The 22,536-nt window shown below is 58.0% G+C and carries 24 protein-coding genes; 7 read left to right on the top strand and 17 right to left on the bottom strand.

Features of this window, described 5'->3' with window-relative positions:
* Window positions 1–12: 12 nt before the first annotated feature.
* Together AC0QKW_RS09150 and AC0QKW_RS09145 are read right to left on the bottom strand one after the other, a co-directional pair.
* A complete protein-coding gene (locus AC0QKW_RS09150; RefSeq protein WP_473150754.1) occupies window positions 13–387 on the bottom strand; it encodes a hypothetical protein in 375 nt (124 codons plus the stop codon).
* A gap of 162 nt (window positions 388–549) precedes the next feature.
* Window positions 550–840: a hypothetical protein gene (locus tag AC0QKW_RS09145; RefSeq protein WP_473150753.1), complete on the bottom strand. Its 291-nt coding sequence runs from the start codon at window positions 838–840 to the stop codon at window positions 550–552.
* Between the two features lie 424 nt (window positions 841–1,264).
* Between AC0QKW_RS09145 and AC0QKW_RS09140 the strand changes: the two genes are divergently transcribed.
* Entirely contained in the window at window positions 1,265–1,486 is a 222-nt protein-coding gene (locus AC0QKW_RS09140) for a DUF4327 family protein (RefSeq protein WP_473150752.1), read from the top strand.
* Window positions 1,487–1,540: 54 nt separating this feature from the next.
* On the opposite strand, the gene AC0QKW_RS09135 is transcribed toward AC0QKW_RS09140, so the two are convergent.
* From AC0QKW_RS09135 to AC0QKW_RS09110, 6 genes are all read right to left on the bottom strand, one after another.
* Window positions 1,541–2,455, bottom strand: a complete 915-nt coding sequence (locus AC0QKW_RS09135; protein ID WP_473150751.1) for a DUF72 domain-containing protein — start codon at window positions 2,453–2,455, stop codon at window positions 1,541–1,543.
* A 136-nt stretch (window positions 2,456–2,591) separates the two neighbouring features.
* Window positions 2,592–2,894, bottom strand: coding sequence for a hypothetical protein (locus AC0QKW_RS09130; RefSeq protein WP_473150750.1), 303 nt, complete (start codon window positions 2,892–2,894; stop codon window positions 2,592–2,594).
* A 4-nt stretch (window positions 2,895–2,898) separates the two neighbouring features.
* Window positions 2,899–3,306, bottom strand: coding sequence for an ExbD/TolR family protein (locus AC0QKW_RS09125; protein ID WP_473150749.1), 408 nt, complete (start codon window positions 3,304–3,306; stop codon window positions 2,899–2,901).
* 93 nt (window positions 3,307–3,399) lie between these two features.
* The gene (locus AC0QKW_RS09120) at window positions 3,400–4,005 is read right to left on the bottom strand and encodes a 2OG-Fe(II) oxygenase (protein WP_473150748.1); all 606 of its coding nucleotides are present in this window, start codon (window positions 4,003–4,005) and stop codon (window positions 3,400–3,402) included.
* A 3-nt stretch (window positions 4,006–4,008) separates the two neighbouring features.
* On the bottom strand, window positions 4,009–4,740 hold the full coding sequence (gene rsmG / locus AC0QKW_RS09115) for a 16S rRNA (guanine(527)-N(7))-methyltransferase RsmG (protein ID WP_473150747.1): 732 nt from the start codon (window positions 4,738–4,740) through the stop codon (window positions 4,009–4,011).
* Window positions 4,741–4,751: 11 nt separating this feature from the next.
* Window positions 4,752–5,408, bottom strand: coding sequence for an ABC transporter ATP-binding protein (locus tag AC0QKW_RS09110; RefSeq protein WP_473150746.1), 657 nt, complete (start codon window positions 5,406–5,408; stop codon window positions 4,752–4,754).
* A gap of 290 nt (window positions 5,409–5,698) precedes the next feature.
* Between AC0QKW_RS09110 and AC0QKW_RS09105 the strand changes: the two genes are divergently transcribed.
* The 3 genes from AC0QKW_RS09105 to AC0QKW_RS09095 are packed head-to-tail and all read left to right on the top strand — an operon-like array spanning window position 5,699 to window position 8,673.
* Window positions 5,699–6,652 (top strand): Sll0314/Alr1548 family TPR repeat-containing protein, encoded by a 954-nt coding sequence (locus AC0QKW_RS09105; protein ID WP_473150745.1) that lies wholly within the window; start codon window positions 5,699–5,701, stop codon window positions 6,650–6,652.
* Window positions 6,653–6,711: 59 nt separating this feature from the next.
* Entirely contained in the window at window positions 6,712–7,164 is a 453-nt protein-coding gene (locus tag AC0QKW_RS09100) for a DUF3531 family protein (protein ID WP_473150744.1), read from the top strand.
* A gap of 21 nt (window positions 7,165–7,185) precedes the next feature.
* Complete coding sequence (locus tag AC0QKW_RS09095) at window positions 7,186–8,673, top strand: glycosyltransferase family 2 protein (protein ID WP_473150743.1); 1,488 nt, start codon at window positions 7,186–7,188, stop codon at window positions 8,671–8,673.
* Window positions 8,674–8,900: 227 nt separating this feature from the next.
* Here AC0QKW_RS09095 and AC0QKW_RS09090 read toward each other — a convergent pair whose 3' ends face one another.
* The 4 genes from AC0QKW_RS09090 to AC0QKW_RS09075 all read right to left on the bottom strand — a co-directional run bounded on the left by AC0QKW_RS09090 (window position 8,901) and on the right by AC0QKW_RS09075 (window position 11,368).
* Window positions 8,901–9,065 carry a DUF1328 domain-containing protein gene (locus AC0QKW_RS09090; RefSeq protein WP_473150742.1) on the bottom strand — a complete coding sequence of 55 codons (165 nt, stop codon included), beginning with the start codon at window positions 9,063–9,065 and terminating at the stop codon, window positions 8,901–8,903.
* A 467-nt stretch (window positions 9,066–9,532) separates the two neighbouring features.
* The gene (locus tag AC0QKW_RS09085; RefSeq protein ID WP_473150741.1) at window positions 9,533–10,153 is read right to left on the bottom strand and encodes a glutathione S-transferase family protein; all 621 of its coding nucleotides are present in this window, start codon (window positions 10,151–10,153) and stop codon (window positions 9,533–9,535) included.
* Between the two features lie 25 nt (window positions 10,154–10,178).
* Window positions 10,179–10,934 carry an ABC transporter permease gene (locus AC0QKW_RS09080; protein WP_473150771.1) on the bottom strand — a complete coding sequence of 252 codons (756 nt, stop codon included), beginning with the start codon at window positions 10,932–10,934 and terminating at the stop codon, window positions 10,179–10,181.
* A 221-nt stretch (window positions 10,935–11,155) separates the two neighbouring features.
* Window positions 11,156–11,368, bottom strand: coding sequence for a hypothetical protein (locus AC0QKW_RS09075; protein ID WP_473150770.1), 213 nt, complete (start codon window positions 11,366–11,368; stop codon window positions 11,156–11,158).
* Window positions 11,369–11,661: 293 nt separating this feature from the next.
* Between AC0QKW_RS09075 and ppsA the strand changes: the two genes are divergently transcribed.
* Entirely contained in the window at window positions 11,662–14,154 is a 2,493-nt protein-coding gene (ppsA, locus tag AC0QKW_RS09070; protein WP_473150740.1) for a phosphoenolpyruvate synthase, read from the top strand.
* Window positions 14,155–14,249: 95 nt separating this feature from the next.
* Here ppsA and AC0QKW_RS09065 read toward each other — a convergent pair whose 3' ends face one another.
* The 4 genes from AC0QKW_RS09065 to AC0QKW_RS09050 all read right to left on the bottom strand — a co-directional run bounded on the left by AC0QKW_RS09065 (window position 14,250) and on the right by AC0QKW_RS09050 (window position 18,139).
* Window positions 14,250–16,352 (bottom strand): FAD-dependent oxidoreductase, encoded by a 2,103-nt coding sequence (locus tag AC0QKW_RS09065; protein ID WP_473150739.1) that lies wholly within the window; start codon window positions 16,350–16,352, stop codon window positions 14,250–14,252.
* A gap of 275 nt (window positions 16,353–16,627) precedes the next feature.
* The gene (locus tag AC0QKW_RS09060; RefSeq protein WP_473150738.1) at window positions 16,628–17,008 is read right to left on the bottom strand and encodes a ribosomal maturation YjgA family protein; all 381 of its coding nucleotides are present in this window, start codon (window positions 17,006–17,008) and stop codon (window positions 16,628–16,630) included.
* 62 nt (window positions 17,009–17,070) lie between these two features.
* A complete protein-coding gene (locus AC0QKW_RS09055; RefSeq protein ID WP_473150737.1) occupies window positions 17,071–17,610 on the bottom strand; it encodes a DUF4334 domain-containing protein in 540 nt (179 codons plus the stop codon).
* Between the two features lie 271 nt (window positions 17,611–17,881).
* Entirely contained in the window at window positions 17,882–18,139 is a 258-nt protein-coding gene (locus AC0QKW_RS09050) for a hypothetical protein (RefSeq protein WP_473150736.1), read from the bottom strand.
* Between the two features lie 231 nt (window positions 18,140–18,370).
* Between AC0QKW_RS09050 and AC0QKW_RS09045 the strand changes: the two genes are divergently transcribed.
* Window positions 18,371–18,607: a hypothetical protein gene (locus tag AC0QKW_RS09045; RefSeq protein ID WP_473150735.1), complete on the top strand. Its 237-nt coding sequence runs from the start codon at window positions 18,371–18,373 to the stop codon at window positions 18,605–18,607.
* A gap of 107 nt (window positions 18,608–18,714) precedes the next feature.
* Window positions 18,715–19,278: a Uma2 family endonuclease gene (locus AC0QKW_RS09040; RefSeq protein ID WP_473150769.1), complete on the top strand. Its 564-nt coding sequence runs from the start codon at window positions 18,715–18,717 to the stop codon at window positions 19,276–19,278.
* Between the two features lie 8 nt (window positions 19,279–19,286).
* Here AC0QKW_RS09040 and AC0QKW_RS09035 read toward each other — a convergent pair whose 3' ends face one another.
* On the bottom strand, window positions 19,287–22,469 hold the full coding sequence (locus tag AC0QKW_RS09035) for a DEAD/DEAH box helicase (protein WP_473150734.1): 3,183 nt from the start codon (window positions 22,467–22,469) through the stop codon (window positions 19,287–19,289).
* Between the last annotated feature and the right edge of the window lie 67 nt (window positions 22,470–22,536).

Genomic DNA, 22,536 nt, shown 5'->3' with positions numbered 1-22,536 from the left:
GTAAAAAGCTGTCTAAAAGGCCGTCAGATTGCGAATCATATAGCCAACCACAATACCGAACAGCATCGCCCACAACTGTCCTGACTCAACAAAGTTGTTCAAGACAGCGCCCATATCGCCCAAAAAGTCTTGGTCAAAATATTGGCCCACCACCGGAGACAGGGGGCCTACCTGCGCGGGGGTAGCACCAGCCGCCCCAACCAGGCTAGCACTCTCAAACCCAGCAAAATAGCTGCTGAAGCTATCGTCAGCCGCTTCTAGACTGACGGGCCGCAACAGCCCCTCGATTGACCACAACTCGATAGCAATGGGCGGCAATGGAGAACCGTTGAGAAGCTGAACGGAAAGCTGAGGCATAACGTCCATAGCACTGTGACGACTGAGCATGGTTAACACCCAACAGACTACCACCATACTGCTGAGACGGTTCTCCACTAACCTAAAACCGCCCCAACCGCCCGAGTCTTGGGGCCGGTGGCGACCCTAGGCCCGACCGCGCCCGCCGTCAGATTGCAGACTGCCTGGATAGGCGATTGACGGCAGCGTCGATTAATCAGACGGCTCTACGGTTTGATCTTGCCAATCGGGACAGCCACCGCCCCGCTGCCAGCCGTAGGGATGAATGGCGCAGATCAGCACCGTGCGGCGACTGGTGCCATAGGCAATGCCATGGTAGTGAGCGCAGCCCCGACAGGGCTGGGGCCGGGAGGCGGTCACCGTCTGAAAACCCACCTGCGATCGCAAAATTTGCTGCTTGCTCTGACCTCGATGCCACTGCTGGTAGGCCCGGCGGCGGCACATATCGTTGGCTCGATAAAACAGTTCGTCGGTCACGCCCATGGTCTGTCCTCCCGGTAGCTTGACGGCGAGGGGAAACGCTGACGGTAGATCTAGCCTGGCAAGGCAGGACTAATTGGCGCTGCTGAAGCCCTCTTTTAGACTACCTAAGCCCACTGGTGAATTTCGGAAAATTTAAAGGGCCGCAACTTTGCGAGAGAGACTGTTTTTGGGCCGAAATGCAATAAATGCATATATTTATGCAAGAATCGCATGTCTCGGTTTCGTTACAATCCTGTGGTGTGTTAAAGGAAAAATTCAGCATTTGTTAATGGCACCGCCTGGTGATTAAGGCGACAATAAGCCAGAGCTGACTAGCCAAATCCTAAAAACTATCAGTAAACTGGGATACGGAATCCAAAGATTCTTGACTGGCTTATTTGACTTCCGTCTCGTGCAGCTCCTCCGTTGTTTCTGGGTTTTAGGCATGCTTCAGTCCCTCCATTATTCTCTCGATCTCATCCGCGACGAAGCCCGACAGCTGGTGCAAAAGGGTATGGTGAGCCGTCAGCAGCCCATCTACACCCTGTGCCGCCACATTCCTGCCCGCGAGTGGGAGATGGTTGAAGCTGAGCTTGAGTCTTCGGGGTTTTTGCTGCGCGATCGCGTCGGCGACCTCATGGGCCGCGAAGACTGGGAAAACGACTAGCGATTTAGACTATCGATTTCGATAGGTTCCAACCCAATATCCACCCAAACCACATTATCCAAACAAGCTTAGCTGGGTCGAGGAAGACGATTCCTCGGCCCTTTGTCGTTCGACCTGATCCCACAGTAGGTCGGGCAGGGTGGCCCCGGCCTGCTGCAGCTGGTGATATACGGCGCGAGCCACCGCTGGCGATTTGGCCTCCTGGGGGCAGTGGGCAAAAAAGTAGACGTCGGTGCCGGTGGCTAGCCACTGGCGTAGCCGGGGCACCCACTCGTCGAAGTAGGTCTGGTTGTAGGCCAGGTCAGGGTGGCTGATGTAGCGAATGATTGTAAAAGGGGCCGTTACCTCGGGCTGGAGGGGTACCCTGGGTTTCTTGCGCTCGGAGCCAATCTGGGGGTCGTCGTCGGTGGTATCGATGCAGTCGTAGATGGGGCGCGTATCCAACAAGACCCGGCCCACGCCCAGGCTGGTCAACATTTGGTTGAGCCGGGTGGCCTGGGGCTCGGCAAACCAGTCGAAATGGCGCACTTCTACCGCGATGGGGTGCTGCTGCCGGGGCCAGCGGGTTAAAAAGTCGCGCAGGTCAGCCAGCTGCTCGGGGCTGTAGGTGGGTGGCAGCTGCACAAACAGCGGCCCCAGGCGGTTGCCTAAAGGCGCGAGGGTTTGCAAAAACCGGTGAGACGCCTCCACAAAAGGTACCAACTTGCCCTGGTGGGAGAAGGCGCGGGGCAGCTTGGGGCAAAACCGAAACCCAGGGGGCATGGTGGCCGCCCAGCGATCGATGGTTTTGGCGTCGGGCATAGAGTAGAAGGTGGTGTTGCCCTCAACCGCCGTCATGCGATCGCCGTAGAGCTGCAAAAAATCTCCCGCCTTGCTGCCGGGGGGGTAGAGCTCGCCCACCCAACCCTTAAACGCCCACACCGCACACCCGGTAAAGTACCTTGAGCCCAATGAATTTCTCTCTGGCATTTTCTCTCTGGCATAAAACTAATACTGATCTACTGCCCAGGCTCTGCTAAAGCGATCTGCTCAACAGAAGCTGCCATTTAACGCCGCCAGTGAACAATGCTTTCATAGTCAGTACCAGAACCGCTTTCAGTCAGTCCTACATCAGCCCAGCACTTTCGTAGTCTCTACAGTCAATGGCTGCCTCTGAGAGAGCAATTTTGGGGTGAAGGGGGCACTTGAGGCGGTGGTCATTGGTGAAGTAGCGACAGTCGGCACAGGGCACTTTGTGCATGACCGTGGCTCGGGTGACCCCGTCGCGCACCGCCGTGATCAGGTTCCAGGCAATGAGGCCCACTAGCCCCCAGGCCAGCACAAAGCAGAGGGGCACCAGCACTTGGTGCACCGCAGCGCCTAGCCACTCCGGCAAAACCATTAGCTGCAACGTTAGCTGTAGCACCATGGCCCTAGTCCATCCCGCCTGCGGTGGCGATCGCCAACTGTACCCCTGGCAGTGCCCGCAGTCGATCCATCACCGCCACCACCTGACCGTGGCTCACTGACGCGTCGGCCCGTATCACCACCAAGCCGCCGTCGCTCACGGTGCCCAGGCTTTGAATGGCTTCTACCAGCTGATCGGCGCTCACGGCTCGGTCGCCGACAAAGATCTCACCCGCCGCATTGAGGGTGACCACGACCTGGCGCTGGGCCTGAGCTTCGGCAGTCTCGGCGGCGGGCAGGGCCACGGGCAGCCCTTCACTGCGGGTGAGAAACAGGCTAGAAATAATAAAAAACGCCAGCACCGCAAAGACCACATCGATCATCGGCACGATGTTGATCTGGATGGGAGTTTCGGGGTCTTCGGGGAGGTTCATAGATCAAAACGGGCGGGGTGGCTAATGTGGCCATGGTCAAATCATAGACTGTGATTTGAGCGATGGATTGTGATGGGCCAGCTGCCTCGTTTCTCAGCGGCTGGGTTTAGCCGCTGAAGCCCTTGACTCGATTAAAAACTCAGGGATATCCCACAGGGTGTCATCGTCGAGGGCGTACTGCTCGCATACCAGGCTGAGACGACTGCCACCGCTGGCCATGGCATTGACCGAGTGGGTCAAGTCGCCCTGAAAGTGCAGCAGCAGCCCCGCCTGGGGTTTGATCTGGGCCACCCGCTGCCGCCCCCGCTGCAACACCAGCTCACCGCTGGCGAGGTCGGTGGGCACCTGCACGTAGAGCACACTCACCTGATCGGGCGGGTCGATGGTCTTGCAGTAGGAGCGCAGGGAGCGATCGATGTGGGGGTCAACCCGTGAGCCCTGCTTGAGCAACAGCGGGTTGAGGTAAAAGGCGTTGCAGTCGGGCCGCAGGGCCAAATCGAGGTAAGGCTTGAAGTAGGGAAACTGGCGATCGACCTCGGCTCGGCCCGTCTGCTTAAACACCACTGAAAACCCCTTGGTGCCGACAAAGTCGCGGTTGAGGTTATTGGTGGCGAAATAGCGACTTGCCTGAATGGCCCCCCGCAGGTTGTGGAGGTAAGCGGGGGCAAAGGCGTCAGGCTGGCAGCGATAGTAGGCCATGCCTTATACCAACGGTGACTTAGACGGTATGCCCGGCAGACGCGGAAATTTGTCTGGGGTGCGATCGACCTTGGTGAGAATGACGTTGTGGCGCACGCCCTGGGTGAGGGGAGTGGTCTGCGATCGCACCTCCACTAGCTTGCCCCCCAGACGCGGCAAGATGGCCTTCAGCCCGGCTTCCTCGGCCGCTGACCACTGGCCTCGGTAGAGCACCGCCTGGCCGCCTAGGTTGATCAGCGGCAGGGCGTACTCAGCGCAGGTGTTGACCGGGCCAACGGCCCGCAGCAGAGCCAGGTCAAAGGCTTCGCGGTGCTGGGGCTGGTGGGCCACCTGCTCAGCCCGCTGGGGCAGGTAGCTGACATCGCTCAGACCTAGAGTCTCGCAGACAGTCTCAAGAGCGGTTAGCTTTTTGCGGGTGGCGTCGAGGAGGGCGATCGCCCAGTGGTCAAACACCAGAGCCACCGGCAGCCCCGGAAAGCCGCCGCCGGTGCCAATATCTACTACCTTGAGGGGCAACGCACGGTCGGAGTTCAGCCATGGCTCCACCCCCTGGATTGAGTCCCACAGGTGCTTTTCCCAAAAATCGTCGGGGCTAGTGATGCGGGTCAGATTGACCTGCTGATTAGCGGCCAAAATGGCCTCGTACAGCTGCTGAAAGCGCTGCTGCTGAGCTTCGGTGGGCTGCCAGTGCAGGGTGCTCTGCCAGCGATCGCCGTAGGTGGGTAGGGCATCCATTGGGGTTTCCTCTAGGCGGCGGCTGACGACAGGGTGCCCAGGGGCACTGGGCTGAGCCGCCCGTGGTCGAGCCGCCAGCAGCGATCGGCGAGGGCGGCCAACTCGTCGGCATCGTGGGAGACCACCAGCAGAGTCCAGTTTTGCTTGAGCTGCTTGAGCAGGGCAATGATCTGCTGTCGCATTGACCAGTCGAGGCCCGCCGTGGGCTCGTCGAGCAGCAGCAGGTAGGGCTTGCGAATGAGCTGCACCGCCAGGGCCAGCCGCCGCTGCTGCCCGCCACTGAGGGCGTGGGGAGCCGCCTGGAGCGACAGCTGATCGAGCCCCACGGCCCGCAGAGCTTGCTCAACTTCGCTGCGGGGCAGCTCGGGGTGCCCCAGGCGCAGCTCTTCTAGCAGGCTGTGGCCACAAAAGTGACGCTCAGGGAATTGAAACACTAGCCCCGCCAGCTGGCGCAGCGACTCGGGATCGAGGGTCTGCTCGCGCCATTGAATGCTGCCGGTGGTGGGCTGGGCAAAGCCAGCCATCAGCTCTAGCAGTGTGCTCTTGCCCGAGCCGCTGGGGCCGTAGATCAACCCCATCTGCTGGGGAGGCAGCTCCAGCGAAATCTGGTCGAGAATGGCGCGAGGGCTGGCGGGGGGGTGGTAGCTGAGCTGGCGAAGGTAGAGCATTCAACTTCGAAGGCAAAACAACGAGGGAGATTGGCCCAACGAGGCCCGGCTTAATCACCCATGCTGACAACGTAATGCCGCCAGCTTCTCTAGTGTGCCCTGGGATGTCGGCTTTAGGGGTGACAGGGGCTAGGCCAGTGTAGCTTCTGTAACATTCCCTGCGCAAACACCGCTAGAATTCGCCACAATTGGCCTATCCAGCATCACGATAGTTGAGTGGGTCAATTGCGCTCTACCACCCGCTACAGGTCTACCTTCAGGTTATAGGTCCTAACGAGCACTAACGCACTATGGTTCTTTCTCCTCACCGTATTTCTTCTCGCCGGTGCCTCAACCGGCGCTCCGGCTTGCGCCTGAAGGCGCTGCTGGCGGGTACTCTGACCACGGCTTTTTTGGCCTTGGCACCGATGACGGCCCAGGCGGGCGACCCCTTCCGCCCCAACGATCCTCACGCCATCGGCGACAAGACCGAGGCGGTGTTTACGGCTCTCTTTTATGAGGGCAACTACACCTCGGCCCAGACCCTGGTGCGCCAGGCGATCGCCGCCGAGCCCGCCGAGCCGATGAACTATGCGATCGCCGCCGCCCTGGGCTACCTCAACAAAGACCTCGATGGTCTGGCCGAGCAGGCCAGCAACACCCAGTCAGCAGCGGCAGCCCTCAAGGCCACCGACCCCCTGCGGGGCCACCTCTACGCTGCCGTCGGCATCTTTATGGAAGGAGCCCACGTGCTGCAAACCCAGGGCATTGCTCGGGGCACCCCCACCGCCCTGCGCCTGCTTCAGCGAGTATTTAGCGAGCTAGATGCCGCCGAGCGCATCGATCGCAACGATCCTGAGCTCAGCCTGCTGAAGGGGTTTATGGATCTGCTGCTGGCGGTAAATCTGCCCTTTGCCAACCCTGACCAGGCGATCGCCCGGCTGCAAAACGGCAGCCCCGACTACCTGGTTCACCGGGGCGTAGCCATTGGCCTGCGCGACCTCGAGCGCTACAGCGAGGCCCTGGTCGAAGTCGACAAAGCTCTGGCGGCAGCCCCTGAGAATCCCGATCTGCTCTACCTCAAAGCCCAAATTCTCTATCTTCAGCAGCAGCCCGCCGCCAGCCTGCCCTACTACCGCTCTGCCCTCACTTATGCCGATCAGTTGCCGGTGTCAACAGCGCGACAAATCGCCTTTGAAGCCTGCCTGGCGGAGGGCGTAGACGGCCCCGTCTGTGCCGATCGCTCGGGATTGAGTCAAGGCTAGGCCAGGCTAGTTATGGCAAATTAAGCCCTATGCTGAGTAATGCAGTATGGGGCTTAACTATGCAGGTCGAATTTCGTGAGTGTGACTTCTTTAACCTATGGGTCTGGCTCAAGTTTGAAACCGTGCCCTCCACCATGGAGCAGCAGTACATCGACGAAGTCTTTTCGTCGTGGTTTTTTTTGGGGAAGCTAGGCGGCTTTAATGCCGAAAACCTTCAGGTGCAAGACACTGGTTTAGACATTAGCTATATGCCCTACCAGCAAGAGCAGTTGGGCAATAGCATGGTGTCACTTATGCACAATATGGGTGAAGTGCAGTACCAGGGGCTATGGGCGCGCTGCTGGTTTGACCTAGGTACCAGCGACGCCCTGGCCCTCGATGTGCTAGTCAATGCCCTGGAGCAATTTAGCCGCGAATACGTGGTGATCGAAACCTGCTATATCGGCGGCGAAAATTCTGACTGGCCGATACCCGGTAGTGGACAGCCAGAGTTCGTCGATGACGACGCCTAAGACAAGGAGTTGATGCTGCCAATGAAGTCAAGCTTGGCGCGGTGGGCTGGGCCGGTGCTGGTAGTAGCCCGGCGAGGGTTATGGTTGAGCACCTGGCTGCTGTGGATGCCGATGGCGGTCTATATACCCTGGTTAAACCAGGGCTATAGCCTGGGGCTGTTGCAGGTGGCGCTGCTGATCATCTCTGCCGTGGGCCTGGTGGTGATCAATGCTGAGACCGTTGCCGTGGTCTTGAGCAGCCGTAGCCGAGCTGCTGTGTCTCAACGAGGGCTGCTACAGCGCTGGGGCTGGGGGGCTCGATCTGGGGTTCGACTGCCAGATCAGGGCCAGACCTCTTATCTGGCGGCCAGGCCTGAGGTGATGCCCTTTACGTCAGTCGTGGTGGCGGCCTACCTCCCCAACGAGCAAGACATCATTGAAGAAACCCTAATGCACTGGCTGACCCAGGTCACCCCGCCGGCCCAGGGCTGGGAGATCATTTTGGCCTACAACACCCCCACCCCGTTGCCGGTAGAGGCCCGTCTGCAAGACCTGGCGCGGCGATACCCAGCCCTGGTGCTGCTGCCGGTAGCCGACAGCCACTCTAAGGCCGAAAACCTGAATGCGGCGTTGCAGGTGGCCCAGGGCACCATGACGGGCATTTTTGATGCCGACCATCACCCTGCCGCCGACTGTCTGAGCCGGGCCTGGGGCTGGCTCTACCGGGGTGATTACGACGTGGTGCAGGGGCGCAACGTGATTCGCAATGCCTCAGATAACTGGCTCACCCAGCTGATTGGGGTAGAGTTTGAGTGCATCTATGGGGTTAGCCACTACGGGCGATCGCTGCTGGCTGACACCGCCCTATTTGGCGGGTCCAATGGCTATTGGCGCACTCCGGCCCTGCGGCACCTGGGCTTTCACCACACCCGGCTGACCGAAGATATTGACGTGACTATTCGGGGGCTGGTGGGGGGCTGTCGGCTGGTGCACGACCCGGCCATTGTCACCACCGAGCTAGCTCCCGACAACCTGCGCGGGCTGTGGCTTCAGCGCCAGCGGTGGAGCCAGGGCTGGCTGGAGGTGGCCGGGCTGCACCTGGGTAGGGTGCTGCGATCGCCCCACCTAGACGCCGCCCAAAAGCCCTACTGGGTGCTCATGCTGCTGTTTAGCCAGGGCTTTTACCCCGTGGTGTGGCAGGTAGTGCCCATGCTGCTGAGCATTGCCATCAGCGATCGCAACCGCGATCTGGGGTTTGAAACCCTCAACCTGGTGCTCATGGGGCTGCTCACCCTCAGCATGGTGGTGCAGGTGGCGGTGGCGGTGAAGCTGCGATCGCCCACCTCGCCCTATACCCAGCGCCACGGCTGGCTGTACTGCCTGCTCTCACCGGTTTATTTTTGGCTTAAGGCTCTGATCGGCGTAGTAGCCGTTGTCAACCACCTCTCTGGCAGCCGAGTATGGCATGTCACCGCTCGCACCAAAACTAAGGCCAAAAATTGGAGAGTGGCCCTACGAGGAGTAAAGTAGCGGCGGGTTGATGCCAATGACCCAGTCGCAGAGATGGGGCGCAGGGATGGGGTAGGCAAAGGACTTTATAACCTGGCTATGACAAAGTCATCCCTCCGGTTTGAGGAATGACTTTACCGCTCACGGTTTAACCTTAGACCCATGGGTTAGGCCAAGACTAGCGACAAAAATGCCGAAGGTGTTTGTTGTTTTCCCAGGGTGCAGACTAGGCACTGCTCAGGAGTGGGCTAGGCGCTCTTGATAAAGTTCATGATGAGGGACACCACAAAAATGGCTAAGAAAATGTAAAACAAGATTTGGGCAATGCCAGCGGCACTAGCCGCGACGCCGCTAAAGCCAAAAAAGGCAGCAATGAGGGCCACAACCAGAAAAATTAACGCGTAGCGCAGCATGGGGATTCTCCTTGGGGAAGGGTAAATAGCATCAGGCCTAAAGCCAATGGGGCCATTATGGAGACTGGCCCAGGTGGCAGCATCTGCCCAGGGAGTAGGCTCTCTCTATAACTTCCGACATGAAACCCCTGGGTCTGGGTAACCTGGCTGACTGATACAACGCCGAAATTCTCGACGGGGTTTGGGTCTCGCTGCGCTGCGCCCAACCTACTTTGGAGATGTGTCAGGCAATCAGCTGGGTAAATCTTTAGATAGAGTCTGGCTGATCCCCCTCATTAGAATTTCGTCGTTGCTGGATACAGGTATGAATCAAAAATGCCAACGGTTCTCGTCAGGGCAAACGGCCGTTTGCCCCTACCCAAATTTATGCGTCGGTTCAGCAACGCCAGAATTTCTTAGGTCAGGCAGATAGTAGAGCCGAAGACCCATGCCAACTCAGGCGAGAGCCTCCAGCTCAATACCAATCTTTAGGCTGAGAAGTCTGTCTGAGTAATGGGTACATACCCCGGCTGATTTGCCACATCCTTTAGCCAGCGAGAGATATGGCCAAAGCGCTCTAGCTCAAAGCCGCCCTCGTTGGCCACATGGGTATAGGCATATAGGGCAATATCGGCAATGGTGTACTGCTCTGCAACAAAGTACCGATGATTTGCCAAATGCTGGTCCATCACGGCTAAGGCCTGGTAGCCCTGTGCCTGCTTTTGGGGCAAAGCAATTGTTTGATACTCATCCAGTTCAGGCGTATGACAGAGCCAAAACCGAGGGGTGGCAATGTTGGGCTCGTGGCTATACTGCTCAAAAAATAGCCAGCTCAACACCTGGGTTTGAGCCAGCGTGTCTTCTGGCAAAAAGGGTGTTCCTTTGGCCAAATAAAACAAAATTGCGTTTGATTCAGCTAGGTAGTGACCCGGCTCAAGTTCTAGCAGAGGAATGCGCCCATTGGGGTTTTTGGCTAAAAATTCGGCGGTGCGAGTTTCGCCTTTGAGAATATCTAGCTCGACATAGTCGAAGGCGATCGCCAACTGCGACAGCAACAATCTGACCTTGTAACCGTTACCCGAAGGAGGATAGTCATAGAGTCGATACATGGCTCCTTCTCCTCGTGTGGCTCACCTAATCTTGCTGGGTTGAAAACTGGCGCGCACCGATCGCCGCCAGCACCGCCGCTGCCACCACCAAAATTGGAATCGTAAACCAGGGAAACTCTGCCAAAGGCTTGTAGGCCGCCGCCCGCAGACCAATGGTGGTGTAGGTCAAGGGCAGCAGGTAGACGATCGCCTTAAGCGCCACGGGCAGCGTCGCCGGGTCAAAAAACGTACCGCCGAGAAACGACATCGGCACGATCAAAAAGTTGTTGAACAGGCCCACGCTCTCCAGGGATTTGACATTGAGGCCGACGAGCACCCCCAGGCCCGCAAACACGGCACAGTTGAGCACCACCAACAGCAAAAACAGCGGGTTGATAAAGCTCCAAAACCGCCCGGTGAAAATAATCGCCACCAAAATTACCGAGCCTGCGGTCATCAGGCCGCGCACGATGCCCGCCAGCATTTTGCCCAGGTGCAGCGCCAGGGGGTGCACCGGGTAGAGCAGCATTTCTTCAAAGGTTTTGGTGAAGAGGCGATCGCCGCAAATCGAGAACGTAGTGCCGCCAAAGCTAATCACCATCGACGACAGCGCCACCATGCCCGGCAAAATGAACTCTAAATAGTTGTCGCCCGCTGGCGGTGTCGCCACCTGGTCGATCGCACTGCCCAGCCCCAGACCAAAGGCCAGAATGTAGATCAGCGGCGACACCAGACCCGACGCCGCCACCTGGGGAATGCGCACCCGCAGGTCGAGCCAGTCGCCCCAAAATACCGTAAGCATGTCACCCCAGAGGGTGCTCAGAGGTAGCGCCTGGACCTGACGCTGGCGCGGACGAGAGAGAATATTGGTCACGATATCATTTGCAACGCTTCTTAATAGTCTAAGGCGTCAGGGGCGATCGATCGCTAGACAGGTTCCTGCGGGCGAGCCCAATTACCTGAGTTTTAGATGCTGAGTGCTCACGGTAGGCGCTGCATCTCTGACTCAAAACTCTCCGTACCCTAAGGGTTTAAGAACTGATCCTCGTTGCCGACCCACCATTCCCCTAGCCCCATCATTTCTTTGTGCAGGGCGCTGAGTTCTTCGATGTAGACCTCAGGGGCCGTGGTGTCTTTGCGTTCTTCCAGCTTTTTTAACCTGAGCAACACCAATAGCCAGGGTTTAGAGATACCATCTCGGGCTTCAATAAATTGGGCGAGTTCGCGGCTATCCATGGTCACCTGCTGTGTGGTGTTCATGAATAACTGTAACAACGGTTTCAAGGGTTTGCTGGGGGAGCGAGCTTCCTCTTCGAGCGCTTGAGGGTTGTATACATCTATTGCATTCGAGACACGAAAAGTTAAACAAGCTTGTGAGCTGATCCCTGGCTTTTTAGCATGAAGATGTACGGTGCGTTGGCCCAGCCTTGCCCAGGCAAAATCTCTGATTATCGGCTCTGGTACGCGGGTAACTCTGGGGGGCTGTTGTATCGTGCCGACCGTTGCGAATAGTCTTTTGAGGTGGTGGCATGGTAGCTACATCTGTGGTTCAGCAGTCTCTAGTGCAGCGCGATCAACAGTTGGTGCTCTGGCTTGACGAGTTGCGTCTCGACGATGTGCCCATCGTGGGCGGCAAAAACGCGTCGTTAGGCGAGATGATTCAGCAGTTGACTCCCCAGGGCATTCGGGTGCCGACGGGGTTTGCCACCACCTCCCACGCCTACCGCTACTTTATTGAGAAAACCGGGCTCGATGCCCAGCTGCGGGCGGTGCTGGGCGGCTTTGACATCAACGACGTCACGGAGCTGAGGCGACGGGGGCGCAAAGCGCGATCGCTGATTCTTAACGCCACCTTCCCCGACGATCTCAAGGCCGCTATTCTGACGGCTTACCACCAGATGTGTGAACAGGCAGGCCAGAATTTTTGCCTGGGAGATGAGTCGTGCCTGTCAGACCACGCCTACACCGAGGTCGATGTGGCCGTGCGCTCTAGCGCCACCGCCGAAGATTTACCAGACGCCAGCTTTGCCGGCCAGCAAGAGACCTACCTCAACGTCTACGGCGACCAGGCGGTGCTGATCGCCTGCAAAAAGTGCTACGCCTCGCTGTTTACCGATCGCGCTATCTCTTACCGCACCACCAAGCACTTTGACCACTTTGATGTGGCCCTGTCGGTGTGCATTCAGCGCATGGTGCGCTCTGACCTCGCCACCTCGGGGGTGATGTTTTCTATCGACACCGAGACTGGCTTTCAGAATGCGGTGCTGATTACCGCCGCCTACGGTCTGGGCGAAAATGTGGTGCAGGGCACGGTAAACCCCGACGAGTACGTGGTGTTTAAGCCGACGCTGAAGTCGGGCCACAAACCCATTCTCAACCAGCGCCTGGGCACCAAGGCGCTGCGCATGGTCTACGACACCACGGGTACTGAGCTGACCAAAAACGAACCGGTGCCCCTGGCCGACCAAAACCGCTACGCCATCGAGGAAGACGACATTTTGCAGCTGGCTCAGTGGGCCTGCACCATCGAAGACCACTACACCCAGCTGCGCGGCACCCCCAGCCCGATGGATATCGAGTGGGCTAAGGACGGGCTGACCGGAGAGCTGTTTATCGTTCAGGCTCGGCCTGAGACCGTGCAGTCGCAGAAGTCGCAAAACGAGCTGCGATCGTACATTCTCGATCTGCCTGATGGGGTGAAACCCGTGGCCACAGGTCGCGCGGTGGGCGACCTGATCGGCCAGGGCAGCGCCTGCGTCATCCTGGAGGTGAACCAGATCGCCCAGTTTCGCCCCGGTGAGGTGCTGATCACCAGCCGCACCGACCCCGACTGGGAGCCGATTATGAAACAGGCCAGTGCGATCGTCACTGACCAGGGGGGGCGCACCTGCCACGCCGCCATCATTGCGCGCGAATTGGGCATTCCGGCGATCGTCGGCACAGGCAACGCCACTCAGCTGCTCACCACGGGCGAACCTGTCACCGTCACCTGTGCCGGGGGCGAAGAGGGGGCAATCTACCGGGGCGCGATCCCCTTCCGCATCGAGACCACTCAGCTCGACAGCCTGCCCGAAACCCGCACCAAAATCATGATGAATGTGGGCAACCCCGAGCTGGCCTTTACCCTGGCGGCCCTGCCCAACGACGGCGTCGGTCTGGCTCGACTAGAGTTCATCATCGCCAACCACATTCAGGTACATCCGCTGGCCCTGCTCAATTTTGACAGCCTGCCCGACGGCGGCGAAAAGCGCCAGATTCAGAAGCTTACCGACCTCTACGACCACAAACCCGACTACTTTGTCGACAAGCTGGCCCAGGGGGTGGGCACCATTGCCGCCGCCTTCTATCCCAAGCCTGTGGTGGTGCGCTTGTCAGACTTCAAGAGCAACGAGTACGCCCACCTGCTGGGGGGCAGCGGCTTTGAGCCTGGCGAAGAAAACCCCATGATTGGGTGGCGCGGTGCTTCCCGCTACTACGACGATCGCTACCGCGACGGCTTTGCCCTAGAGTGCCGCGCCCTCAAGCGGGTGCGCGATGACATGGGGCTCACCAACGTGATCTTGATGGTGCCCTTCTGCCGCACCCCCGACGAGGGTCGCCGCGTGCTCAAAGAAATGGCCCGCCACGGCCTGGTGCGGGGCGAAAACGGGCTGCAAGTCTACGTCATGTGCGAGCTGCCCAACAACGTGGTGCTGGCAGACGAGTTTAGCCAGGTGTTCGATGGCTTCTCTATCGGCTCCAACGACCTCACCCAGCTCACCCTGGGTCTCGATCGCGACTCGGCCCTGGTGGCCCACCTGTTTGACGAGCGCAGCGAAGGGGTCAAGCGCATGGTGAAAATGGCCATTCAAACTGCTAAGGAGTACCACCGCAAGATCGGTATCTGCGGTCAGGGGCCGAGTGACTACCCCGAGTTCGCGAGATTTTTGGTGGAGCAAGGCATTGACTCCATCAGTCTCAACCCCGACACGGTGATCAAAACTCGCCTAGAGATCGCCGATATGGAACAGCAGATGGGTTGAGGACGTTATCAATCTCAGCGAGCGATCGGCCTCTTGGGAAGTGTGGTTGGCCTATCTTTAGAAGATGGCCAACCTTTCACAGGTGTGCGATCGCCCTACCAAGGCTTCCACTCAGTCCAGTCTTCGTTGAAGATCGAAGTGTTAGGAAACTTGGTGGGGTTGCCGCTGGCGTCTAGCTCGGCCCGCAGTTGCTCAAGCAGGGGCTCGTGGCTGGGCAAATTGTCAACTAGCTCGTAGGGCAGCACCCCGTTGCGCAGCGAGAAGTCGATGGAGTGAGCCGCAGCTGCCCCCACCGACCACTCGAAGGAATGCACCCGGTAGGCGGCAGCGGCGCTGTAGCTGGCGGCAATGCTCTTGCTGGCCACCAGCATGTTGTCTACCCGCTGGGGAATCATCGCCCGCAGGGGAATCTGGGCTGGGTAGGCCTGCCCGTGGGCCTGGCGCACGCCGGGGCGCTCAATGTTGCCGGGGGCTTCGGCGGGGTAGTCGCGCATACAGGGGTGAAAGTCGATGGCGTACTGGGCAATGCCCACGGTGTCGGGGTACATGCGCGATCGCCCTCGAATCGGAAACTCATTGGGGTCGGCCCCCGGCATAAAGGTATCCACCGTATCCAGCCCGGCGAGATAGCGGCGCATGGAGGTGAAGGTGCTCTGGTCGAGGTTTTCGCGGTAAAACTCAGAGGCAAAGTCATTCCACGAGAAGTCGATCTCGCTGATCATAAAGCCGCTTTCGTAGCCGTAGGCGGGGCGACCAATGATACGTCTAGCCTCGCGAATGTAGGGATATTTTGACAGCCCGTGGGCGGTGCCCATGGGCGAGTCGAGCCCCTGTAGGTAAATGTTGTAGGGCTCCGGCTCTTTCCACGAGTCGTCGATCTGAGAGTCGGTGGTGCCGGTGGTCAGCCAGTAGAAAAAGCCGATCGCATTTTCTTCGCCCTTGCGCAGGGTGTCGGTGCGCAGGCCCCCCAGCCAGCCGCCGGGCGCTAGCTGACCGCTCTCCCGCAGCTGGTCTTCGGTCAAAATCAGGTTGTCGCGGAAGGTGCCGGGGCGATAGTCGTTGCCCCAGGTCCAGTTTTGCATGGAGATGTCGCCGGGGGTGGGGCGGGGGGCACCAAAGATGCGCTCCCCAGTGCGCCGGGGGCTCTCACTCCACAGACGACGGTAGGTAAACACAAAGTCGAAGTGATCTTGGGGGGTGAGCAACTGGGGGCGCTCCCGTTCCCAGCTGTAGTAGGGCTCGTAGATGCTGTAGAACTCGGGCACCTCAAAGGTCTGGGCCTCGGCGGTGCGCTCCATCGCAAAGGTGTAGGTAAAGCCCTGGGTGCAGTAGGGGTCGCGCTCGGCCACGGGCGAAGAGGGGTTGAGGGGCGACCTGGGGTCTAGCCCCAGCTCGTAGGGCACATTGGCCAGTACGATGAGCTCGCCGGTCTCGGTGGCCTCGACCACAAACCAGTCGACCCGGCGCTCTACGTCGCCCTCGCCGCGCTTGGGCACAATACCTGCGGGCACAAACTGAATGATCTCTTTGCTGAGGCGGGCCGAGTCGTCAAAGGTGTAGGCGTCTTCGATGATCTCGGAGAGAAAGTCAGTATTCAGCGGCGCGGTGCCGGGTGCCGGGCTATGGCGAATGGCGATCACCTCGTCGATGTGGGTGCCATCGGCATTTAGGGTTAGGTCTTTGACCACGGTGTTGGGGAACCACCGCAGCTCACCGCCGCCCTCGCGCTCGGCGTCTGCCAGCATGTCCATGAGAATAGCGTTGGCATCGGCGGGCATAAAGCAGCTAGCACTCACCCAGCACTGGCCAGGGTTAAGCTCGCCGTACTTGGCCTCGACGCGATCGCGCAGTTCTTTATACCCCCGCGAGTAAAACAGCAAGCGGCGCTGCTCCCGCGATTCGTCTAGCGCGGTGGTGCCCTGGGACGAAATCTGCCCACCCACCCAGTCGGTCAGCTCGGTCATGCAGACGGTGTGGCCTAGCAGCAGGCTCTCGTAGGCGGCGGCAGTGCCCGCCAGCCCACCGCCGACAATCAGCAGCTCGCACTCGACCACCTGGTCGGCCTGGCGCGGAATCTGAGCCACGCGCGGAGCCACGGTTTCTTGGGCGCGGGCATTGCCAATGGGCAACGGAAGCGACCCAGCGACTAGGGTAGAGGCGAGCAGGGGGGCTGTGAGGGCACGAAAGAAGCTTTTCATGGCAAATCAAGGGGGCGAATCGATTGCAATTCTCAGCTTATTAGCTAACGGGGGGGGTAAGCTATTTTTTGACCCGCTGCCTTTGAATCTATGGGCTAGATGATTGGTTTGGTCATTGGCCTGGGTTGGCGTTGCTTGGCAGAGTCCGAGATGCCGCCCTTGGGTCGAAATGACATCGGTCTATGACGTGCCGCTGCTGGCAAAGTTTCGTAAGCGTTCCTAGAAACAGGCTGGCTGGGCGAGGTCGTGCGGGCAAATGGCCTTAAAGTAATGCTCTAAGCCGTTTTACTTGTCTTGAGGCGGTACTCTACCGCTAGCACTAGGGCTGCACCGATCGCGTAGGCCAAAATGTCTTTGCGATCGAAGGTGGTGCCGAGTACGGTGGCTATCAGCCGGTTGTCTCGCAGCCCCAGGCGATCGACAAATCTGAGGTATTGCAGCCCTTCGATGAGACAGGCAAAGGCAAAGACCCCAAGGGCCGCCGTGCTGGGGCGAATTGGCCAGAAGGTTTTGATAAAACAGTAGATGAGAACGACAACTAAAACATCGCCGACCAGGGGGCGAATGATGCGATCGCCTAGAAAAAGCGCGATCAGGACTTCAATTAGAAACAATAAAACCGCTAGATAGAAATACTTAGCGTTAAATTTAATCATGAGCAAAGGGTGGGCAATACCAGCCCTAATAACTAAAAGCCCTGCCGAGGAAGCAGCTGGTTCTACTCGCGCCGCAGCAGAAAAAAGAAGGGTTGGGGGATGTCTTTAAAGTCCATCACGCCAAAAACGGTGTTGTCGTCTACTTTTCTAAAGCTGTCGTTGATGGGCAGGGTGTCGTAGATCATGGTGGCGCTGACCTTGTGGCGATACTCCATCATGCGCAGCCGGGCTTGACTCGCTTGAGTGGCAGACATTGCTGTCATCGAGCGCAGCAGGGGGCGAAAGGTGGTCTGCCTAAACATAGGCAGCTTCAAACCCAGCCGCATGGCGGCTAGACTGGGAGCCACTTTAAAAATACGGCCCTGACCATCCTGAAATAACAGCGGGTGTACTGTCTCTGGGTCAACAAATTCTTTGCCGTACCAGTTGGAGGCGACTAACAGCCCATCCATGGGGTGGTTGGTTGACAGCTCAGACCCTCGCCACCGCCCAATCATAAACTCTAAACTGACGGGGTCTAGGGCATCAAACAGCTCAAGGGCAGCCTCAGTGGTGGCCTGCCCGCTTTGCAAAATCGGAATGAGCTGATCGAGTGTTGGCATGATTTTCCAGCAACTGAGCCATTGCTATCAATGTACGGTAGAACGCTCCATGTGGGGGCAAACCCTGCACCCTTGTAACATCTGCTATTTTCGGGCTGGCAGCGTGGGGCAGCTAGCGATTTTGGGATGAATCTTGGGCGCAGTATGTTTGACCGACCGCCCCTAGACGAGGGTGATGGCTTGTGCGATCGCGGAGTGGTGGGTGGAAAGAACTGATGGCATGGTGGGCACTGCCTATCCTATTGAGGGTAACGTCCCCTTTCTGGTAAAACTACTCATCCGATAATCGTTCTAGCTCATCGGCTAGGGAAGTTTGAAACTCATCATCGCAGTGAGTGTGCAGGTGAATTGTAGACGTTAAAAGTTCAGCCAGAATTTTGGTTTTCTGACCATCTTGTAATCCTGGTAGTTGAAGTTGATGAATCAGTTCGAGTACTCGACCACACTCATCCCCCAACTCTCGGATCAGTGCCCGAAGCGTTTCGTCTTTAATAGCTAGCGACCTTGTCCCTAATTGCATAACGGCCATATACAGTTGAACTCCCAGCGGACTTGGCGTAAAATATTCGTGCGGGGAATGACTTCTAGGCGGGGAAGAGAGAGGTGGCAGCCTCTCAAATCCCCTGAGACATCCCTCTTAGTTACGGTAAGTGAGATGCCCTTAGGAGACATTCTAAGAGCTAGCGTCTTGTTTTACCTTCACATCGGGATTGCTAGAGCCTTCCCCGTTTTCCTTCACCCGAAAACGGAGACACCGTACATGTATCAACCCAACCCTGGAGACCTCAACGTCTCCACCCAGTTCAAGCTGCCTACCTACCACCCAGACCGGCTCTGCCACATCTTGCTGGGTGACTATGCCGCCGTCGCCGAAGCCATCAACCGCATGGAAGTGGTGCGGTACTGCGATCGCATCGCCTGGATAGAACCCATCCCCACCGGGCGCAACGGCGAATACATCAGCGTTATGACCCGACGCATTACTCCCACAGAGTAAACAGATCACGAATAGCCGGGGCAGACATGAGCATCTGCCCCTCTATTTCAGTTGATCATCTAAAATCGAGATATCGCTTGCCAGCCGCCCTTCCTGAAACAATCCCCATGGTACAGGCCCCCTCTAAACCCATCACCCTAGAGGAATTTCTGCAACGGCCAGAAACAAAACCGGCCAGCGAGTATATCGACGGGCAAATAATTCAGAAACCAATGCCCCAGGGTAAACACAGCACTATTCAAACCGAGCTTTCTACCACAATTAATAGTGTGCTTAAGCCTCCCCAGATGGCACGGGCTTTTTCAGAACTGCGGTGTACCTATGGCGGTCGCTCAACCATTCCCGATATATCAGTGTTTACCTGGTCTAGAATTCCTCGGGATAACAATGGTGAGATTGCCAACGTCTTCCCTATTTCTCCCGATTGGGCAATTGAAATTCTTTCCCCAGAACAGAGCCAAACTAAAGTCACTAAAAACATCTTGCACAGCCTCAACCACGGCACTCAAATGGGCTGGCTGATTGACCCCCATGAACAAACGGTATTTGTGTATCTGCCCAAACAGCAACCGGACGTCTTTGATCAGCCTGAACAATTACTCCCAGTTCCTGCCTTTGCCAGTGGCTTAAGTCTGAGTTTAGGCACTGTGTTTGGTTGGTTGCTGGAGTAATGCCTGCATCAATCCATAATCGCGCTTTTGTTGAGGGCGATCAGTTGTTTGAAGGCGTCGTTGTCTAGCTCCGTCAGCCACGATTCATCGGCTCCGACGATCGCACCCGCCAGCTTTTTCTTATCCTCAATCATCTGGTCGATGCGTTCTTCGAGGGTGCCCATGGCAACGAACTTGTGGACGAAGACATTTTTCTTTTGGCCGATGCGGAAGGCGCGATCGGTAGCCTGGTCTTCGACGGCGGGGTTCCACCAGCGATCGAAGTGGAAGACGTGGTTGGCCTGGGTGAGGGTGATGCCCACCCCGGCGGCCTTCAGCGACAGCACAAAGATGGCGGGCTCGGTGTCGGGGTTTTGAAAGTCGGCGATCATCTGCTCGCGCTTGTTGCGGTTGGTGCCGCCGTGGATGTAGTAGGTGTTGTAGCGGCAGGTGTGGCGCAGGTGGTGCTCTAGGGCGTCGCCAATTTCGCGAAACTGGCTAAAGACGAGGGCGCTTTCGCCTTCGGCCACCACTTCGTCGAGCATGTCGAGCAGGCGGCTGAGTTTGTGCGATCGCTCGGGCGTAAACTCGCTCTCATCCTGCAAAAACTGGCGGGGGTGGTTGCAGATTTGCTTTAACTTAGTCAGGGTGGCGAGAATTAGCCCCTTGCGCTGAATGCCCTCGCTGGTTTCGAGCTGTTCGGTGACATCTTTGAGCACGGCTTCGTACAGAGAGGCCTGCTCGGGGGTGAGGTTGCAGAATAGCTTTTGCTCAACTTTGTCGGGCAGGTCTTTGATGATCGACTGGTCGGTTTTGAGCCGCCGCAGAATGAAGGGTTCCACCAGTTTTTTGAGGGTGGCGGAGCGGGCGGGGCTGTTTTCTTTTTGGATCGGCAGCTCAAACTGCTTGCGAAACTGGGTCTGGGTGCCCAGGTAGCCGGGGTTGAGAAAGTTAAAAATCGACCACAGATCCATCAGCCGGTTTTCGACCGGGGTGCCGGTGAGGGCGAGGCGGTGGTGGGCGTTGAGCTTGAGAATGGCTTTGGTCTGGGCGGCCTTGGGGTTTTTGATGTTTTGGGCTTCGTCGAGCACGATGCGGTGCCAGGTGACGCCCTCTAGCAGCTTGGCGTCTTTGCGGGCCAGGGTGAAGGAGGTGATCACCACGTCGTGGTCGCGGCAGAGCGCTTTGAAGGCTTTGGGGTCTTGGTTGCGTTCCCCGCCGTGGTGCACCACCGCCCGCAGGTGCGGCGCAAACTTTTCGATCTCGTGGTGCCAGTTGCCCACTACAGAAGTTGGCGCAATCAGCAGCGTGGGAGGGATGGGCTGATTGACTGCTTCGCGCTCCTGTACCAGGCGGGCGATCACCTGCACGGTTTTGCCCAGACCCATGTCGTCGGCCAAACAGCCGTTCAGGCCCAAATTCTCTAAGTAGTGCAGCCAGGAGAGACCGCGCTTTTGGTAGTCGCGTAGATTGCCCTGGAGCTGAGCAGGATCGGGGGTGAGTTCGAGGCGGGTTTTGTCGCTGAGCTGGGTGAGCATGGTGGCCAGGGCGTCGTCGCGATCGAACTCGACCTCCAGGCTATCGTCGGCCTCGCCGCTGGTCAGGCGCATAAAGTCGAGCAGGCTCATCTCGGGGTTTTCGGCCTGCTGCTGCTGCCAAAACTCCAGCATTTGCTGCATTTTGTCCTGGTCTAGCTCCATCCACTGGCCGCGAAACTTGACCAGGGGCGACTTGGCATTGACGAGCTGCTGCCACTCTTGCTCGGTGACGGGCTGGTCGCCGATCGCCAGGTCGTACTGGTACTGCACCAAGGTGTCGTAGGAAAAGTAGCCCTTCGATTTGTCGCTGCCGCCCAAGGATTTGCCCTTGGCCCGCAGCCGCACCTTGGCCCGCTGCCGACCCTTGGGCGTCCACCAGGCGGGGACGATCACTTTGTAGCCAGCATCTTCCAGCACCCAGGCGGACTCTTTTAGAAAGGTGAAGGCGGTGTCTAAATTCATGTAAATGCCGACGGGCTCGTCCGTCTCCAGACCACGCCACAGGTCTGGGTAAATGCGGGCGGCGTAGCCCAGGTTCATCAGCAGGTTTTGTTCAAATCCATCACCCATCTGAGCTTTGACTTGGGCCTGCTGCTTGGGGCGCATGCGCCAGTAGTCATCTAAAGAGACTCTAAGGGAGGGGTCATGCTTGGGAGCAACCTGAAACAGGAGTTGCCAGGGATCTTCTGGCTTGAACGGGTCTTGCAGATGAAAGTAGAGATAGAAGGTTTGATCGGTTTGGGTGCGGACAATGCGATCGCGCCATCCCTGCCACTGCTGATACCGCTCCAGATCTGCCGCCGATCTGCCCAGAGTCTTGCCCTGCAAGCAGTCCTGAATCAGCGTATTTTCAATGGTTTTGAGATAGGTCTGGGGCATCGCCGTACTCCGCACCAGCCCGTCAACAAAGCATTCTGAAAAGTGGCGGAGTAACGTTTCGCGATCGTAGAAGGTGGGCGTCTGGGGAGCTTCTTCAAACCCGGCCACGCAGAGCAATGGCATGTAGTCGGTGTAGGTTTGAATGTGCTCGTGGTAGCGATCGCCAATAATTTCCCACCCCGAATAAATCTCAAACTCTTTCTCTAATTTCGTCGTCTGCTTTTTAGTTGCTTTCGTCCCCGCCGCCTTACGCCTGGTGGTCGCCTTCGGGGCTTCTATCTGCCGATACTTCAAAGCGGGAATGTATTGATCGCGCAGAATGACTTGCTTGAATGCTTGGGTGTAGTGGTGCCAAAACAGCAGGTCGGCCCCCATCTGCACCTCCGCCAGGTTGTAGACGGCCAGAAAGTGCAGATTATTAAGCAGGCTAATCACGTCAGCAAGTACGGGCACCTGGTAGCAATCGACCTGCCAGTACTGCCAGTCAAAGCGTTCTGGGATCTCCACCTCCAGGTACCGCGACAGCTCTAGGGAGGGGAGCGGCTGGCCGTCTACCGTGGGCAACAGAAAAGTTCGGGGGGTGATGGTGGTCGGGGGACGGCGATCGGGCGACTTCAGCCCTAGCTCATCGGTGAGTACCGCCGCCAAATCGGGTTCTGGCAGATGGCAGGGGTGGGCGTGGGGCGATTGCTTGCGGCGGCTCTTCTGCTCGGTTTCAACCCACAGGCAAAAGCTACCCGTTTGCACAAAGTCGGAAGCGGGCCGAGGTATCCAAGTGCCGTGGAGGATCTGCATCGTTATATCCTGGCCTCACGGATTGGCATGATTCTATCGGGTTGGCCCATAAAAAACGAGGGGTTGA

The sequence above is a fragment of the Pseudanabaena sp. PCC 9330 genome (assembly GCF_055795045.1).
This window is presented reverse-complemented; position numbering and strand designations above follow the sequence as displayed.